Origin of the sequence: Desemzia sp. FAM 23989, from assembly GCF_045528345.1 — a bacterium.
In the GTDB taxonomy this organism is placed as follows: domain Bacteria; phylum Bacillota; class Bacilli; order Lactobacillales; family Carnobacteriaceae; genus Desemzia.
In genome coordinates, this window is sequence record NZ_JBGQQT010000003.1 from 25,949 (window position 1) to 43,617 (window position 17,669).

Annotated in this window: 14 protein-coding genes; 11 read left to right on the top strand and 3 right to left on the bottom strand. The window is 38.5% G+C overall.

Annotated elements, in window-relative coordinates:
• Positions 1 to 11: 11 nt before the first annotated feature.
• A complete protein-coding gene (gene rlmH, locus ACEN36_RS02875; RefSeq protein ID WP_407125897.1) occupies positions 12 to 491 on the top strand; it encodes a 23S rRNA (pseudouridine(1915)-N(3))-methyltransferase RlmH in 480 nt (159 codons plus the stop codon).
• Between the two features lie 119 nt (positions 492 to 610).
• Here rlmH and ACEN36_RS02880 read toward each other — a convergent pair whose 3' ends face one another.
• Positions 611 to 991: a VOC family protein gene (locus ACEN36_RS02880; RefSeq protein ID WP_407096348.1), complete on the bottom strand. Its 381-nt coding sequence runs from the start codon at positions 989 to 991 to the stop codon at positions 611 to 613.
• Between the two features lie 377 nt (positions 992 to 1,368).
• On the opposite strand from ACEN36_RS02880, the gene yghU reads away from it, so the two are divergent.
• The 3 genes from yghU (at position 1,369) to gloB (ending at position 4,179) form a co-directional block, all read left to right on the top strand.
• Entirely contained in the window at positions 1,369 to 2,157 is a 789-nt protein-coding gene (gene yghU, locus ACEN36_RS02885) for a glutathione-dependent disulfide-bond oxidoreductase (RefSeq protein WP_407125898.1), read from the top strand.
• Between the two features lie 116 nt (positions 2,158 to 2,273).
• Positions 2,274 to 3,017 carry a type I methionyl aminopeptidase gene (map, locus tag ACEN36_RS02890; RefSeq protein WP_407102888.1) on the top strand — a complete coding sequence of 248 codons (744 nt, stop codon included), beginning with the start codon at positions 2,274 to 2,276 and terminating at the stop codon, positions 3,015 to 3,017.
• A 460-nt stretch (positions 3,018 to 3,477) separates the two neighbouring features.
• Entirely contained in the window at positions 3,478 to 4,179 is a 702-nt protein-coding gene (gene gloB, locus ACEN36_RS02895; protein WP_407096351.1) for a hydroxyacylglutathione hydrolase, read from the top strand.
• A gap of 178 nt (positions 4,180 to 4,357) precedes the next feature.
• On the opposite strand, the gene fabV is transcribed toward gloB, so the two are convergent.
• Entirely contained in the window at positions 4,358 to 5,554 is a 1,197-nt protein-coding gene (gene fabV / locus ACEN36_RS02900; protein WP_407125899.1) for an enoyl-ACP reductase FabV, read from the bottom strand.
• Between the two features lie 315 nt (positions 5,555 to 5,869).
• Here fabV and ACEN36_RS02905 point away from each other — a divergent pair, with 315 nt between their 5' ends.
• From ACEN36_RS02905 to ACEN36_RS02935, 7 genes are all read left to right on the top strand, one after another.
• Complete coding sequence (locus ACEN36_RS02905; RefSeq protein ID WP_407125900.1) at positions 5,870 to 7,441, top strand: histidine kinase N-terminal 7TM domain-containing protein; 1,572 nt, start codon at positions 5,870 to 5,872, stop codon at positions 7,439 to 7,441.
• A gap of 461 nt (positions 7,442 to 7,902) precedes the next feature.
• Entirely contained in the window at positions 7,903 to 8,907 is a 1,005-nt protein-coding gene (add, locus tag ACEN36_RS02910) for an adenosine deaminase (protein WP_407125901.1), read from the top strand.
• A gap of 427 nt (positions 8,908 to 9,334) precedes the next feature.
• On the top strand, positions 9,335 to 10,219 hold the full coding sequence (locus ACEN36_RS02915) for a helix-turn-helix domain-containing protein (RefSeq protein ID WP_407096355.1): 885 nt from the start codon (positions 9,335 to 9,337) through the stop codon (positions 10,217 to 10,219).
• Complete coding sequence (locus ACEN36_RS02920) at positions 10,212 to 11,150, top strand: FAD:protein FMN transferase (RefSeq protein WP_407125902.1); 939 nt, start codon at positions 10,212 to 10,214, stop codon at positions 11,148 to 11,150. Before ACEN36_RS02915 ends, ACEN36_RS02920 begins: the two co-directional genes overlap by 8 nt.
• A gap of 30 nt (positions 11,151 to 11,180) precedes the next feature.
• On the top strand, positions 11,181 to 11,789 hold the full coding sequence (locus tag ACEN36_RS02925) for an NADPH-dependent FMN reductase (RefSeq protein ID WP_407125903.1): 609 nt from the start codon (positions 11,181 to 11,183) through the stop codon (positions 11,787 to 11,789).
• Between the two features lie 18 nt (positions 11,790 to 11,807).
• Complete coding sequence (locus tag ACEN36_RS02930; RefSeq protein WP_407125904.1) at positions 11,808 to 13,058, top strand: NAD(P)H-dependent oxidoreductase; 1,251 nt, start codon at positions 11,808 to 11,810, stop codon at positions 13,056 to 13,058.
• 536 nt (positions 13,059 to 13,594) lie between these two features.
• Complete coding sequence (locus ACEN36_RS02935) at positions 13,595 to 16,135, top strand: HAD-IC family P-type ATPase (protein WP_407125905.1); 2,541 nt, start codon at positions 13,595 to 13,597, stop codon at positions 16,133 to 16,135.
• 56 nt (positions 16,136 to 16,191) lie between these two features.
• Here the strand turns inward: ACEN36_RS02935 and ACEN36_RS02940 are convergent, their stop codons facing one another.
• Positions 16,192 to 17,634 carry a helix-turn-helix domain-containing protein gene (locus ACEN36_RS02940; protein WP_407125906.1) on the bottom strand — a complete coding sequence of 481 codons (1,443 nt, stop codon included), beginning with the start codon at positions 17,632 to 17,634 and terminating at the stop codon, positions 16,192 to 16,194.
• Between the last annotated feature and the right edge of the window lie 35 nt (positions 17,635 to 17,669).

Sequence of the window (17,669 nt, forward strand, 5' to 3'; positions counted from 1 at the left end):
GGGGGATAACTGTGAATATCAAAATTATAACAGTGGGAAAATTAAAAGAAAAGTACTTGAAAATGGGAATTGCAGAATATGCTAAAAGATTAGGACCATTTTGCAAATTAGAATTAATTGAAGTGGCGGATGAAAAAGCGCCTGAGAAATTGAGTGAATTAGAAATGATTCAGGTAAAAGATAAAGAAGGCGAGCGTATCCTTGCCAAAGTTCCTGATCAAGCACATGTATTTGCTTTAGCTATTGAAGGAAAACAGCGTACCTCAGAAGAATTTGCCCAAGAGATCAATCAATTAGGGATCCAAGGGAAGAGTAACTTGGTATTTATTATTGGCGGCTCTTTAGGATTAAGCAAGGATGTAATGGATCGAAGCAATACAAAGATTTCTTTTGGCAAAATGACGCTGCCTCATCAATTGATGCGACTCGTTTTAATTGAGCAGATTTATCGTGGGTTTAAGATCAATCGGAATGAACCGTATCATAAGTAGATAAGGTTTTTAGAAAGCAATGAATTTACAAGGGATTTTAAGTGTTGACAAGAAAGAATTAAAAAAATGTAAGCCTATTGGCAACAACCAACAGGCTTACATTTAAAATAGTCAAAAAATTATTTTGCGCGCTTTACTTCGATTCGATAGCCGTCAGGGTCTGTCACAAAGAAATAAGAGGGTGTGCCGCCTGAAAGTCCTCTTAACTCACCTGTTTCGTAAGCAGAAGCTTTACAAACTTCATGCATTTTTTCTAAGTCACTGACAGTCACACCTAAATGACTGAAGCCATCTCCTACATTATATGGCTCGGCATCGTAATTGTAAGTGAGTTCAATTTGAACAGATGAACCGGGCGAATTCAGATAAACTAAATCAAACTTATTTTCAGGGAATTCTCTGCGGCTGGCAATTTCAAAATCGAATAGATTAGTATAAAAATCTAAAGTAGCCTCAAGATCTCTGACACGCAGGCAAATCTCAACGAGTTGTTGTTTCATAATAATATCATCCTCCAATAGTTTCTTATTGTTATTCTAGCATGAATAGACCGTATAGGCACGCCCGTGTTATTTTCTATATTGGTTTCTAATCTATTAATAGGCAAAAAGCGCAGAGTTTAATCTGTTAATACGAGCGTTCATTGACAAAATTACATTCGACAAAGAAATAGTTGGTAGACTAAATGAATTAACGAAAGAAGCAGAGCTCACTAAGGAAGTTGAGGGTTTCGTATCATAATTACGGATATAAAAAACCACAGTGATAAACGATGCGGAGCAGCTTATCATGAATAGATAAATAAGCTGAAATTTGTGCATAGTAGTACAAGAGTAGTATGATGAAGTTACTAATAAATAGTATGAGGAGTGGTAGAATGGCAGCGTACAAATTACCAAAAGTGTGGCAGTGGGAAGAAGAGAATTCAAAAAAAGGCGGCAATCGTCCAACAGCTGGCAGTCTTTTTGAACAGAAATTACCAGTAGGAGAAGCTACGTTCCAACTTTATTCGTTGGGAACACCGAATGGTATCAAAGTTACGATCATGTTCGAAGAGCTGAAAGAATTAGGTGCAGAGGGCATAGATTATGACTTGTATACTATTAATATTGGAGAAGGCGATCAATTTGGTTCTGATTTTGTCGAAATCAATCCAAATTCTAAGATTCCAGCTTTAGTAGACCAAAGTCAAAGCCCTCGTGTGGACATTTTTGAATCAGGTTCTATTCTTCTTTACTTGGCTGAGAAATTTAATGAACTGATTCCGAAAGATATTCATGGTCGGACTGAAACCCTAAATTGGTTATTCTGGCAAATTGGAGCAGGTCCGTATGTTGGGGGAGGATTTGGTCACTTTTTCGCTTATGCTCCCGAGCCTATGGAATATCCGATCGATCGCTTTACGATGGAAACGAAACGTCAATTGGATTTGCTCGACAAAACCTTAGCACAGCGTTCTTATATAGCTGGTGACACTTATACGATTGCAGATATTGCCATCTGGTCTTGGTACGGTCGTTTAGCTTTAGGAGAATTATATGAAGGCTCGTATGAATTTTTAAATCTGGATGAGTACACTCATCTTTTGGAATGGTCTCACCGCATTGCAGAACGACCAGGTGTCCAAAGAGGTCTGGCAGTGGAATATCAACCGATTGGGGAGTAGTTCATAAAAACGAGGTAGTGAAGTTTTTCTTTTCATAGCTTGAGGAAAGTCTTATTTAGATATATCACGAACTAAGAAGGATAGGTATAAAATTACATTTAAAAAGAGGACGTATAATGATTGCAAAAAGTGAAGAGGACTTTAATGGACTAAAAGAAATTGGCCGTATTTGCGGATCCATCAGAAATAAATTAGTCGAGTGTACTAAGCCCGGAATGACTACAAAAGAGCTTGATGAAATGGCAGAAAAGAGTTTTGAAGAAGCTGGGGCTTTGTCCGCACCTAAAGAAACATATAATTTTCCAGGGTATGTGTGCATAAGTGTAAATGAGGAAGTAGCGCACGGAATTCCAGGAGGTCGGGTTATCCAAGAAGGTGATCTTGTAAATATTGATGTATCAGCTTCTAAAAATGGGTATTTCGCAGACACCGGGATTTCTTTTGTGGTTGGTCAGGGAGAGACAAGTAAAGAAAAAGTATGCGAGGTTGCTAAAGAAGCCTTCTACGCAGGTCTTAAAAAAGCAAAACCAGGATCTAAAAAAAGCGCCCTTGGAAAAGCAGTACACAATGTAGCAAAACGACATGGTTTGACTGTTATTAAAGATCTTACTGGACATGGCATTGGACGTTCCATTCATGAAGCACCAGACCATATCTTTAATTATTTTTCTCGTTGGGATGATGAGCTCTTAAAAGAGGGTATGGTGATTGCTTTTGAGCCGTTTATTTCTACTCTGGAAGAGGAAGTATTCGAATCCGAAGAAGATGAGTGGACACTACTCACTCAGAAAAGCTTAGTGGCTCAATACGAACACACCATTATTCTTACGCAAGAAGGACCGATCATCACTACTTTGTGAGAGTAGCAGGAATAAATTGGCTCTTCATCTTCTAACGTTGATAAAGAAATTTCCTCCGAACTATGGGATTGCTTATGGAACGCCATGGGAACGCCTTGAGCCGAAAACCGCGTCTCAAGACTTGCAAGCGTCAAACCCCGAGTAAAAGCTGAAGCTTAACTCGGGATAATTCTCATTGCATCCTTTTCATGGTTATAAGCAACCCCATAGTCCTCCAGAAATTTCTAAAACTGAGTTTCTAATAGAGTTAGAGTTAAAAAGAAGTGTATTTTCTACTCACCAACGTTAAATGTTGTAGAACCAATAAATTGGGTGTTTGCTTAGACAGCAAACACCATTAAATAGGTCCAGACTATAAAAATAGAACTTCTTTATTTTTAGAAGTTCTATTTTTATAGTCGATAGGCGGTATAACTGAATTTTTTGTTTAGGATAAAAATCAAACTAAGGGGGAAAAGCAATGGATGTTAAACCTATCAAAGCTCTTTCTGACAATTATATTTGGGTCATTAAAGAAGGCACCGAAGCAGTAGTGATCGATCCCGGAGAAGCTGAAGGCGTCATAGATTACTTGGAGGAACAACAGCTGGATTTAATCGCTATTCTTTTGACTCATAATCACGATGACCATATTGGCGGGGTGAAAGAAATCTTAGCGAAACACCGGGGTACTCCTGTATATGGACCGAAAGAAACGGAACCTTTAGCTGATTCTATTGTTCAAGAGGGAGTCTCTTTCAAGTTGCTGGGCCAAAATATTCAAGTTTTCAAAACTGGTGGTCATACTGCTGGACACATCAGCTTTTTAATGGGAATGAGTCTCTTTTGTGGAGATGCTTTATTTTCAGCTGGCTGTGGTCGAGTCTTTACAGGAGATTATCAAGCTCAATATGGTGCTTTGCAGACATTCAAGCGTTTAGACGATAAAGTACAAGTCTATGCGGCACATGAATATACACAAACCAATTTGAACTTTGCTCATTCTGTGCAGCCGTCTAATGAGGTGATTTCTGAAGCCTTGGGCCACGTCAATCATTTGCGCGCACAAGGAGTGCCGACACTACCGTCAACCATCGGTCGGGAGAAAGAAATCAATCTGTTTATTCAGGCAGAAACGCTGGAAGATTTTATAGACTTGCGTAAAGCACGTGACGAATTCTAAAAAATTTTTCGAATCTAAACTAAGGAACCAAAACTCATTGATGTATTTACAGTGAATCTTCTTATAAGTGATAGCAAAGAGCGAATCCAACATCAAATTCTAGATTCATCTACATTGGAAACCCCCAAGCATTTTTCTGCTTGGGGGTTTTTGTTCTTATCGATATGGTCAAAATAACTTAATAGTTTAACGCTTTTAAATCTTCTATAGTCACTTCTTGCTCAGTATAGCCATCTACCATAAATCCGCTTAAATTTGAGAACTCTTTAAACAGGATGTCATAAGCGGCTATTTCAGAATTGAAATTATCTTTATTTAATTTTGAGATAAGCTCTTTCGTTTGAGCTTGAGTGTCGCTGTCCAGTTCCCAGCTGTCAGGTCTAAGTCGTCCCATTTCATCATATTCAGACTTTTCGCCATAAATCATTTCGCGGTAAATGCGGTCTTGGTGCATAATGGGTGTTTCGTGAGTTCCTTTGTCTGACATGACTTTGTATAGAGCGATGCAATAAACAGGGAAAAAAGGAATCACTGAACTGGCTTTAGTTGTAACTGCAGTAGCAACCACAATTTCGGCTTTTCCGTTAATATCAGCCAGCAATTCATTAATGTTCTCCGCCTTTTCATCACAATCCGCTTTAGCAAGACCAAGAGTACCTCCACCGTAATAAGGACGATTCAACTCTGTTCCTAAATAAGAATAATTAGTTGTCAGCACTCCATCAGCCAATACACCTGCTGCTTTTAGGGCTTCCATCCATAATTGCCAGTCTTCGCCACCCATGACTTTGACTGTACCTGCGATTTCTTCATCAGTTGCAGGATCCAGAGTCTCAGTATAGAAAGAGTGGTTTTGCATATTAATATTCGGACCAACTACTGGCTCGCTAAGAGCTTTAATGGAGGAAGTATAGGTTTCTCCAGTATCAGGATCTGTTCTTCTGCCGCTTGCCAGACTGTAAACGACTAGGTCGACTTTACCGCCAAATTCATTTTTTATATAATCGATGATCTCTTGTTTGCTCTCATGGCTAAAGGCGTCTTGTACAAAGTTTTTGGCGACTAAGCCTTCTTTTTCAGCTGCTTCTCGAAAAGCGATATTGTTGTACCAACCAGCTGTTCCTAGATTCTTTTCGTTTTTTGGTCCCTTTTCAAAAGAAACACCAATGGTATCTGCTCTTGCACCGAAAGCTAGGCTGATGCGGGTAGCTAAACCATAGCTTGATGAAGCACCAATGATCAATACTTTTTTCGGTCCTTCATAAGTCCCTTTGCTTTTCACATAGTCAATTTGATTCAGTACTTCTTGTTTGCATCCAAGTGGGTTTACGCCTAGGGCTACATTTCCCCGGATATTTTGTTTGAATTCCAACATGATTTATTTTCCTCCCTTAAACTGTCATAGGAATATCATATCAGAAAAAGGTTCTCAAGAATAAATAATCTAACAAAACTTCAAGTTTAAGTTAGTCCTTAGTTTTATCGACTGGCAGATAAATTAAAAAAATAGTTCATTCAAGTAAAGGAAACAGTTCTTATCTAATGGGTATCAAATTGCCTTATATGCTGTCGCAAACGTTTATATGTGAACGGTTTGTGTCAATGGATAATGAGCCGATTTTGATGTACCTATATAAAAAAAACTGTGTTACATTAAAAGTAAAAAATGACTAAAAGAGGATGCCCTATCATGAATTCACAATTGACTGCTTATGTATCAATTATCTGTACGTCTGGTGTATTGAACTTATATTTATTCTTATATGTGTATGTTAATCGGCACCGTTACAAAAGAATTGCGCATATTTTTATGGTTTACACTGCAACAATAGCTGTTTATTGTTTTGCTTCAGCTTTTGGATTACTAGCTACAACGCTTGATCAGATCAAATTTTGGACAGTTATGCAATATGTGGGGATGCCGATTTCTACGCCGTTAGGACTACTGTTTGTTATGCAGTATTTAGGCATTTCAATTTCAAGAAAAAAAGCTTTTTCTCTTCTGGTTGTTCCTTTGATTACGTTAGTCATGGTAGCAACGAATGACTGGCATCATCTTCATTATCGAGTGTTTGAGATCGACTCATCTTTAGGCGCTCCTTATATACGGCAGGAAATAGGGCTATGGTATACGATTCATGGAATCTACATATTTACCTGTATGCTGGTTGCTTTGTTATTGGCTATCTCTCATTGGAAAGAGACTGCAAAAAATTATCGCCCACAATTATTTGCTTTAATAATCGGACAATTGATTCCTATACTGACAGCTTTTCTGTATTTAGTAGGATTGACCCCTGAAGGAGTAGACCCAGTTCCGATGGTCTTGTGGTTGTCATCTCTGTTGTATTTGTGGTCGATCAAATCTTCCCGTTTGTTCACGCTGATGCCCATTGCAAAAGATGCGATATTTAATGGCATCAATGATGGTGTAATGGTATTGGATGAGTCTCGCCAATTGATCGAGTTCAATCAGACATGTGAAGAGTATTTTCCACAATTAAATAAAACTCTACTTGGAATGGACTTTTCTAAAATTTGGTATCCATTGTCAGGCAATTCTGTTCCATTAAATCTTGAAGTGACCAGTCAGTCCCAAGAAGTACAGGTGATTGTGAATGGTGTCAAAAGTATGTACCAGATTCGTATCTCACCATTGATACAGGGGAAAAATAGTAAAGGTTTAATACTGATTTTTACAGATATTACTGAACTCAAAAGTCTCCAAACTAAATTGGAGTACCAAGCCAATTATGATGGACTGACTCATATACATAATCGACGGGCCTTTATGGAACGCTGCGTACAAGATTTTGAAGCAGCGAAACGAGAATACACTCCGTTTACAGTAATACTGATGGATATTGATCATTTTAAGCAGGTGAATGATACATATGGACATCATATAGGAGATCAAATACTTAAGCATGTCGTAAACATTTGTGAAAATCAGTTAACGGAAGGACTGGTGTTTGCTAGATACGGTGGGGAAGAATTTGCTTTGTCTCTGAGTGGTTATACAGCAATAGAGGCAGCAGCATTAGGAAATAAATTGCGTAAAAGTCTAGAGATTCAGAATCTTCATTCTGCAGAAGGAGACATTCCGGTTACGTTCAGTATGGGAGTGGCCGAAGCGATACAAGAGGCAAAGGAGACTGTAGATCAGTTGTTGATCAAAGCGGACAAAGCATTGTATTCAGCAAAACAATCAGGGCGTAACCAAGTACATGTCTATACGGAAGATAAAGTAAAGGCTGGCTGAAAAAGAATGTAGTAAATAGAGATGGAGCCTCAGTGAGCTTCATCTCTATTTGATGTCCAATAAAAAATACTTGTCTATCATTAAAATCAGTCTCTATTTAAATAAATACACAATTATTATAAAGCGAAATAATGAAAAATGCGGCCATTCAGGTTGTTAAATGAAGGTACATTTGATATATTTGAAACTATTAAATTCTTCGTTTATAGATAAGTCGAAGTCGTTCTTTCGTACTATAAACCAGCTTTGGCATAAAGAAGAATAAAAACGCGCTAATTGTGAGTTAACCACAGAATCGGCGTTTTTTTTTATATCATTCGTTTGATTATCGTTCTGAAAACCAGCTTTCTACCAGATACTTAATGGCAATATTTCAAACGTGTTGAGCGTCATATGAGGAGATTTAAATAACCAAAACACCAGATGGAATAGAAAATAATTTGTGAAGGGATCTGGATAACGTGCAGAAAGAAATTGTTCATCAACTACCTAAAGTAGAGTTACACTGCCATTTAGATGGTTCTGTGCCGATGAAAACATTAAAGAAACTAGCGGAAAAACAACAACTTGATGGAGCTTTACTGGATCAAGTAGTGGCACCGGAAAAATGCAGAGATTTATCGGATTATCTAAAAAGTTTCGATATCACTCTCCAACTCATGCAAACCCGTGAGCAGCTTGAAGAGTCAGCTTTTGCGACTGCTGAAGCAGCGGCTTTGGAAAATGTTCGTTATATGGAATTGCGTTTTGCTCCGCTCTTGCATACAGAAGCAGGAATGACGTTACCAGAAATTATTTCAGCGGTCAGTGAAGGGGTCCATCGAGCCATGGAACAATACAATATCCTAGTGAACCTATTGATTTGCGGTATGCGTCAGGATTCTAACGAAGAAAATCTTGCGATGTTGTCCGAATTGACACAAACGCAAGAAAGCTTATTGGTTGGTTTTGATATGGCAGGACCGGAACCTGATTTGGCAAATGACCACATTGAACCTTTGACTGCTTTTGCGCAAGAAAAAGGCCTGCAAATTACCCTTCATTCTGGCGAATGCGGTTGTGCTCATAATGTTGTTCAAGCAATCCATTTAGGAGCCGACCGTATTGGACATGGCATCGCCACTCAAATGGATGAAACAGCACAGGCACTGTGTGTGGAAAAAGGAACGGTCATCGAATTATGCCCGACGAGTAATATTCAAACGAACGCGGTGGATAGTTGGGAAGATTACCCCTTGCTTGATTTTATGGAAAAAGGGATCCGCTGCTGCATCAATACCGACAATCGTACGGTTTCCCACACGTCACTGACTAGAGAGTACTTGTTGTTGGCTGAACATTTAGGAATCCATTATGCAACAATGAAATCATTAAATTTAAATGGCCTGTCAGGAGCCTTCATCACTGCAGAGGTCAAGGAAAAACTTGCTGCAGTCATTGAGAAAGCTTACGCGCCTTATAGTTGAATTAGGAGAAAAAAGTGGAATCTACTAGCATGAGTCTAGTTAGGTTCCACTTTTTGTGCGCTTAATTATAGAATTTTATACATTATTCCGCTTGTTAATGCATACATTAATATAAATTATTTCATTATACCTTGGGATTATAAAATTACATTGTTCGAAGTTGAACGAAATAGCTTTTTTACTCTCCTATACTATTTTATATAAATAGGGTGACGATGAAAAAACAAGTTAAATCAACAATTTATTACAGAGACTCTAAAGAAAGAGCAATAGAGTAATGAAATTTTTGTTGGCAAAAAATTCACAAAATTATATAATTTTTTATATATTTAGTTGACGATTATATTTCTGGAAGGTATAATTCGAGGTGTAAAACAAATGTGAAAATGAGCACAAACTAAACCGCTGCTAGTTATTGTATGGAGGGATGGACGTGAATATAGAGCGATTTGTTGAAGCGCGTAAAGCGATAGGACTTTCTCAAAGTGAAGTGGCCGAAGGGATCTGTACACAAGCTACCTTAAGTCGTTTCGAAAATAACGGAAAAGTACCAAGTTTAAAAATCCTTATTCAGCTGTGCAATCGTCTGGGGTTGCCTTTAGGCGAGTTGTTCCCAAAAGTAGGCGTAAAATATTCAGAGATCATTGAAAAGATGAACCAAGCTGAATTTTTTTTGATTACGAGTGAATATGAGCAAGCTAAGCAGCTGCTCAACACCATCTCAATCAGTAGTGATATAGAAGAACCTAAGCTAGCAATGCGTTACCATTATTTAAGTGGTTTTGTCATGATTTTTCAGAAGCATGCAATTACGGATGTTCTTTTTATGTTCGATCACATTTTATTAGCTGAAGAGACTGAAGATTCTATTATTTTTCGTTTACTAGCTTATACGGGGAGCGGAATGGTTTATTCACGCGAAAATGATCAAGAGAAAGCTGAATTTTATTTTAATAAGATTTTGGAAAAAATTTACAGTTATCCAACCACAACCACTGAAGATACTTGGAGAGTACTCAATATTGTGTTTCAATGTGGTCTGTTTTATTCCAAAATCCAAGAAATAGACATCAGTAATGCTTTGCTTCATTATGCTGTTGCTATTTGCTCAGATAATCACGTAACGTATTATCTTGCTAGAGCAGCTATTCAGTTAGCTAAAAATGCCATTATAGAACATCAACCAAAAGAAGTGATTTTGGAATTGATTTATGATGCTAGAGCCTATTCAAAAATCAATCGAAATAAAATCGCGTTAGCTGAACTAGCAAGTTTAGAAAAAGAAGTCTTGTTGAGTCAAGGAGATGAATAAACTGATACAAAAAAGAGAAACGGTTCGTTTAATGGGAACTGTCATTGATTTATTAGTGGAACATGAATCTCCAGAGCCGATAATGTCTGAAGTAATCAATCGGTTAAAAGAATACGAACATCGATTCAGCGCCAATGATCCCAGTTCTGAATTGATGGCCGTCAATCGCCATGCAGGGATTTGTCCTGTTACTGTTCATCCCGAGTTGTATGAATTGATCCAGATAGGAAAGAGACATAGTTGTGCTCCAGGCAGTTATTTGAATATTGCTATTGGTTCGTTAGTCCAAACGTGGCGAATTGGATTTGCTGATGCCAAAGTGCCTTCAGAGCCAATTATCAAGGCGCTGCTGAAGAAGATAGATCCTCACAAGATTATGTTAAACGACAAAGAAAAATCAGTTTATTTAAGCGAGAAGGGGATGTCGATTGATTTAGGGGCTTTAGCAAAAGGCTATATTGCAGACTTAGTCATTCAGTATTTAAAAAGCGAGGGTGTGGCCTCTGCATTAATCAATTTAGGCGGAAACGTCGTTGGGTTAGGACCTTCTCAAACTTCTAAAAAAAAGTATTGGACTATAGGGATTCAAAATCCCAACTTGGATCGCGAACACTATTTGACCACGTTGAAAATCAAAAACCAATCCGTCGTGACTTCAGGAATTTACGAAAGAAGTTTAGTGAATAAGGGGAAAACCTACCATCACATTTTAAGTCCTCATACAGGGCGCCCTATCGAAACAGAGGTAGCCAGTCTGACTATTCGGTCGGATCGATCGGTGGATGGTGAGATATGGTCTACTCGCTTATACGGTCAATCAGCTGATGAAATCATCACTGAATTGAACAGAGTAGAAGGAATAGAAGGATTAGTGATTACAAAAGACGAACAGTTATGCTATTCAAAGGGTTTGGAAAAAATAAACGGTTAAAAATCGAGGAAATTGAAAGGAAGTAAAAAAATGAAAAAATTTATTGGATTAGTAGGAACAAACTCAGACCACTCAACAAATCGTACATTGCTGCAATTTATGCAAAACCATTTTTCCGCTAAAGCAGAAATTGAGATTTTGGAAATCAAAGACATGCCGGTATTCAACAAGCCTGAAGATAAAGGAATTCCTGAAATCGTGCAAGTGATGGCAGATAAGATCAATGATGCAGATGGCGTTATCATCAGCACGCCAGAATACGATCATACTGTTACCGCGGCATTGCTGAATGCGCTGAGCTGGCTTTCTTATGGTATTTTCCCTTTTGTTGATAAGCCCGTAATGATTACCGGAGCCTCTTACGGAACTTTAGGATCTTCAAGGGCTCAATTGCACTTGCGTCAAATTTTGGATGCACCTGAGTTGAAAGCACGTATTATGCCAAGTTCAGAGTTTCTGTTGAGCCATTCTTTACAGGCATTTGGTGAAGAAAACAACTTAAATGATCAAGCGCAAGTAGAAAAATTAGAAGGGTTGTTCGAAGATTTCTTAACTTTTGTAACAATCACGAATCAATTGAATCATGCACATGCACAAAACACAAAAGAAGCAGAAAACTTTTCTTGGGAAACTATATAAAGATAGGGGACAGTAAAAATGAAATTAGTCGGTATTGTAGGATCCAACGCAGAAGTATCATATAATCGCACATTATTGAAATTTATCAAAAAGCAGTTCAGTTCTTTATTTGATTTAGAGATCATTGAGATCAAGGATGTTCCAATGTTCAATCAAAGTGATGACCAAACAAACAGTCCGATGATCCAAAAAATAAACAGAAAGATACTAAATGCAGATGGTGTCATCATTGCTACACCAGAACACAATCGGACAATTCCTGCTGGATTAAAAAGCGTTCTGGAATGGTTATCATTTAAAATTCATCCTTTAGAAAATAAACCTGTCATGATCGTTGGAGCTTCTTATTACGATCAAGGATCGTCTCGTGCGCAGCTGCATTTGCGCCAGATTTTAGATGCGCCAGGTGTTAATGCTATGGTATTGCCTGGAAATGAATTCTTACTAGGCAAAGTAAAAGAAGCTTTTGATGAAAATGAAAATTTAAAAGACCCAGGAACAATTCAATTTCTGGGCAGTTGTTTAGAAAAATTCCTTCAGTTCATCAAAGTGGTCACTGTAATAGAAGGGCCTAAAAAAATAGAACTTGAACCAGAAGATCTATACGCAACTGGCAAAATCAACACAACCATTGAAGACATTGATATGTACGCAGATGATTGGTTGGAACAAGCCGCAGAAAAAGTTGGTGCAGTAGAAGGAAATACGTATGTTAAATTGGATCGTGGATTATTAACGGTTGATCAATTGAATTGTTTCTTAGCTTCAATGCCAATGGAATTAACTTATGCAGACAGCAACAACCAATTCTTATATTACAATCAAACCAAACCGGCAGAGGAAATGTTAGCTGCTCGTGTTCCTGGACAAGTAGGGAACCCATTAGCCAAATGTCATCCAGAAAAAGTGCATAAAAACGTAGGGTATGTGATTCAACAATTGCGTTCTGGAGCAATGGATGCATTTCGTGTCAATGTGCCAACACATGGTCCTGACAAATATGTCGTGCATAATTATCAAGCTATGCATGATAAAGAAGGAAACTTTGCCGGAATCAATGAGTTTATTTTAGACTTTAAACCGATCATTGATTGGTATTTGAAACAAACTGGTCAAGCATTAGTAGGTGATGTAGACGCTGTTTCTGGTGCTTCAGCTAAAGACCATAAAACAGAAGAAGTAGATGCAGTCTCAGGGGCTTCTATAAGTGAAAAAGAAGAAACCAAAGAAACTGTAGATGCCGTTTCAAGCGCGTCTGTTAAGAGTTAATCCATAAAAGATAAACAAAAAAACTTCGACTCTTCATCTTCTAACGTTGATAAAGAAATTTCCTCCGGCCTATGGGGTTGCTTATGGAACGCCATGGGAACGCCTTGAGCCGAAAACCGCGTCTCAAGACTTGCAAGCGTCAAACTTAGCATAACGGCTAAAGCCTAACGCTAAGTAATTGCCATGATTGTTGCTGCTTCAGCAGCTTACAAGCATGGTACACTTGGGCGTACGCCCACAGTGTTTCCTTTTTTTACATCCTTTTCATGGCTATAAGCAACCCCATATTCCTCCAGAAATTTCTAGAACTGAGTTTCTAATAGATTTAGAGTTAAAAAGAAGTGTATTTTCTACTCACCAGTTTCAAATGTTGTAGAACCAAAACTTCTCGTACAACGAGAAGTTTTTTGTTGTGCTAAATAAATAGTGAGTAGCCATTCAACAAAAAATGCACACCTTTGTGAAAAAGTTGCAATCTTTTTGATGATTTCTTCCCCTATACTTTAGATACAACAGAAATAGAGGAGGAGAACGATATGAAATGGTATGCAATGAGACACAAAGAGGTAATGAGCACTTTAACAGCGACACAAACAGGTTTGAGCGGTACAGCAAGAAAGGAACGGTTAGAAAATAGAGGCAAGAATAAACTCACTGAAAAAGCAGCAGAAAAACTTTGGCAAAAAGTAGGTAAGCATTTTACAGATCTATTGATGATCATCTTGATCGTAGCAGGAATCTTGAAAGGACTAACAGGCAGCTTCGTTGAAATGGTAATTATTTTTATCGTCGTATTGATCAATGGGTTCATTGGTTACTACCAAGAGCGAAAAGCAGCAGCTTCCTTAGATGGACTCAAGAAAATGAGCAGTCAAGAGTCCATCATTTTAAGTGGAAATCAACGTAAGAAGGTCGAGACGGAGACGCTTGTTCCTGGCGATATCGTGCTTCTGCAAGCAGGAGATATCGTTCCAGCTGATATTCGCCTCATAGAAGCAACAAATCTGTTGATCGAAGAATCAGCCCTGACTGGAGAATCCTTACCAATCATTAAAGACAACCAAGTCTTGGCTGAAGATACGCCTCTTGGAGATCAAATCAATATGGCCTTTTTAGGAACGTTGGTTCAAGAAGGATCAGGAGTTGGTGTGGTAGCAACTACAGGTGACGAAACTCAATTAGGTCAAATCAACCAAGCCTTGCAGACGGTAGAGGAAACCACAACACCATTGGTACGAAAAATCAATCAACTCAACCATCAAATTTTTAAAGGCTTGATTGCTTTTATAATCTTTCTTTTGTTCTTTACAACATTACGTTATGGAATGGACTTCAACTTATTGCTTGCAGCCAGCATCTCGCTGATTGTAGCGATTATTCCAGAAGGATTACCGGCTGTTTTGACGATGATTCTCTCTATGGGTGTCAAAGAAATGGCAGAAGAAAAAGCCATCATCAAAAGTATGCCGGCTGTAGAAACGTTAGGGTCCATCACTGTTATTTGTTCGGATAAAACAGGAACATTGACTAAAAATGAAATGACTGTGGTAGATACGGTAGTGGCTGAAGAAGACAAAGAAGTGTTATACGACATCATGCATAATTGTCAGGATCTAAAGACAGAGAATCAACAAGAAATCAGACAATTAACTGGAAACCCGACAGAATTAGCTTTATTGAAATATGTAGATCAGCAGACTGTCCCTTTAAGAAAGAAAATAGACAAGATTCCTTTCAGCTCCACTTACAAATTAATGGCAACATTGCATGAAGTAGACCATATATCGACGATTTATGTTAAAGGTGCTCCAGATGTGCTTCTTCATCAAGCGGACTTGACGCCTGAAAATCGAATCGAGTGGTTGGAGAAGGTGGAAGATTTAGCTAAAAAAGGACAACGCGTTCTAGGTTTTGCTAAAAAAGAAAGTACAGACTTGGATATTGAGCAACTGGACAACTTAACGTTTATCGGAATCGCAGGTATCATGGATCCGCCAAAAGAGTCTGCCATTGAAGCTGTAGCAGACTGCAGCAGAGCTGGAATCTCTGTCAAAATGATTACAGGGGACCACAAAGACACGGCTCAAGCTATCGGAAAGGAGATCGGGTTAAACCATACTGGAAACGTGCTGGAAGGTTCTGACATTGATCAATTAACGGATACAGAATTAGCAGAAAGTGTACAAAGCGTCGATATATATGCACGAACGACTCCGCAACACAAACTGAGAATCGTTCAAGCTTTGCAGCAGCAAGGAGAGCTTGTGGGGATGACAGGAGACGGTGTGAACGATGCACCGGCTTTGAAGCAAGCTGATATCGGAATCGCCATGGGAATCAAAGGGAGCGAAGTCAGCAAGCAAGCTGCAGATATGGTCTTGGCTGATGATAACTTTGCAACGATCTCTAAAGCCGTCAAAGAAGGCAGACGAATTTTTGCAAACTTGAAAAAGACGATCAACTTTTTCCTGCCGACTGCTTTGGCACAAGGATTGATTGTGATCTTAGCATTATTGGCAAACCAGCCGCTGCCCTTGTCACCGATACAAATCCTCTGGGTGAATATGGTAACGACCATCACTTTGTCTTACGCATTAGGGTTTGAAAAAGCAAGCGATGATTTAATGTCTCAAAAGCCAAGAAATCCGAAGCAGCCTATTTTGACTAAATACAATCTGTTTAGATTAGGCTATGTCTCTGTGTTGATCACGATGTCTATGTTGTGGTTGTCATCTTTTGCCTCGATGCCAGCCGTACAGCAAACGATATTGGTTCAAGGTATCGTACTGGCCCAAGCTTTTTATATGGTCAATTGTCGAGAAGAATTGAATTTTTCAATCAACCGTCAGCTCTTCCGCAACAAAGCATTAGGTATTTCTCTATTATGTCTAGTCGCCTTGCAAAGCATCATTCTATTTGTTCCGTCAGCACAAGCCGTTATTGGAACGACGGACTTGAGTTTGATCCAACACTTATCAGTATTTGTAGTAGCCTCTCAAATATTCTTTATGGTTGAAATTGAGAAAGCGGTCAGCAAAGCTATCCAGACAAATTCTAAAAAAGTGATGGTGAAATAATGAACAAAACATCCGTCTTTGAATGAATAAATATTCATCCAAAGACGGATGTTTTGTTAGAGCATATACAAGTTGGAGAGTGCTCGTTTGATGTTCATGATTTCATTCGTTTTAGGCACAAATGAGATGGGAAAGACCTGGTTCTTATCAACGTTAGACGGTATCGGCATATTAGTGATCAGGTAATCATCAGGATCAATTCTATTTAAGTCGGAATAGTCTAAGATATGGAAATCAATCCGGCTGCCGACTAAATCTTGAATCTCTCGTGTCAAAAAGTATTTCCATGCTGGTTCACCTTGATAGCAAAAATAGACCGTAGCTAAAGATTTAACAGAATAAAGTTCGGTCTGGATGATCATTGCTGCTGAGATCAGTAAATTGAGCTCTATTTTAGTTTGGAAGACGGTTGACCATATAGGAGCTAACCACTGTAGCACATTCTTGAAACGATACCGAGCAGCTTCGATGATTTCTGGATACTCCATCGTAAAGATCTCTGTTAATTTCTGTGACTCTTTGTACTTTAGTAAGAAAAGCTGCAGATTACGAAGCAGCACATTATCTGTATCTTGTACAGTATGCGTCTGTTCTCTAATTTTTTCCATCATTTTTAAGCAGTCTTGTTGAATATCTTTATAATAAGTTTCCATTAGATGCAGCAACTTTTCTGAGGGGGTAAAAGGATAACTCCAGCTTTCCAAAAAACAAAAGAAGGCGAAAAAAGATTCATCCATAGGAAGTTTAAGGCCTTCGAGCTGATACAAATGTTGAATTTCAGGCAAAAACAGCTGTAGCAACGGATCTTTTTTATCATAAATCAGATTTTCCAAAAGGCAATTAGCTCTATTGCGTAAACAATTGATGTAAAACCAGCAGATTCCAAAAATTTCTTCACTGGCAGGAGCAGATTCTTGACGCTCCATGCGTCGCAAAAAGCCTTCATAGTGGACTTGATGCATGTGGTATTCCTTAGAGAAAAATTGTTCATGGGTAAAAGGCATCAGCAGACGATGATAAAACATACGTATCCGCAGCTCATCACCTTCCCAAAAAAGATTTCCAGAAGCCAAATTGATTTGAAGATGGTAATAACTTAACCGCTCATTCAACTCTTTGAGGCCTCTTTTTAAGCTGGCTTCAGAGATACCCCATTCACTAACTTGTTCTTCGACAGAAAGTTTATTTTTAGAAAGCAGCTGCTTGACTAGTTGAACGCCTAGAGATTGCCCCATATAATACAACCATAATTGTTTCACATCAGCTTTATTAGTCGAAATCAGCTTTAGCCCGTTGTTGCCTACTGATTCGAGAGTCCATTCTGAAGGCAAGTCAAAACGCAGACTTTGCAAGTCGTTAAAGACGGTACGTTGAGAAGCTTGGGTGATTTCGGCCAACTCTTTAGCTGTTAATTGAGAATGATTCAATAAATGTTCTATGATAATGATTTTCCGATGCAAGTCTTTTTCAATGATTAGTTCTTTAGCAAGTTTAAACATGAAGAATTCCCCCTAATGAATCAAAATGGACAAAG

Coding starts and splice junctions, on each gene's coding strand:
- ACEN36_RS02880 (WP_407096348.1), bottom strand. CDS start 991: ATGAAACAACAACTCGTTGAGATTTGCCTGCGTGTCAGAGATCTTGAG.
- yghU (WP_407125898.1), top strand. CDS start 1,369: ATGGCAGCGTACAAATTACCAAAAGTGTGGCAGTGGGAAGAAGAGAAT.
- map (WP_407102888.1), top strand. CDS start 2,274: ATGATTGCAAAAAGTGAAGAGGACTTTAATGGACTAAAAGAAATTGGC.
- gloB (WP_407096351.1), top strand. CDS start 3,478: ATGGATGTTAAACCTATCAAAGCTCTTTCTGACAATTATATTTGGGTC.
- fabV (WP_407125899.1), bottom strand. CDS start 5,554: ATGTTGGAATTCAAACAAAATATCCGGGGAAATGTAGCCCTAGGCGTA.
- ACEN36_RS02905 (WP_407125900.1), top strand. CDS start 5,870: ATGAATTCACAATTGACTGCTTATGTATCAATTATCTGTACGTCTGGT.
- ACEN36_RS02915 (WP_407096355.1), top strand. CDS start 9,335: ATGGACGTGAATATAGAGCGATTTGTTGAAGCGCGTAAAGCGATAGGA.
- ACEN36_RS02920 (WP_407125902.1), top strand. CDS start 10,212: ATGAATAAACTGATACAAAAAAGAGAAACGGTTCGTTTAATGGGAACT.
- ACEN36_RS02925 (WP_407125903.1), top strand. CDS start 11,181: ATGAAAAAATTTATTGGATTAGTAGGAACAAACTCAGACCACTCAACA.
- ACEN36_RS02930 (WP_407125904.1), top strand. CDS start 11,808: ATGAAATTAGTCGGTATTGTAGGATCCAACGCAGAAGTATCATATAAT.
- ACEN36_RS02935 (WP_407125905.1), top strand. CDS start 13,595: ATGAAATGGTATGCAATGAGACACAAAGAGGTAATGAGCACTTTAACA.
- ACEN36_RS02940 (WP_407125906.1), bottom strand. CDS start 17,634: ATGTTTAAACTTGCTAAAGAACTAATCATTGAAAAAGACTTGCATCGG.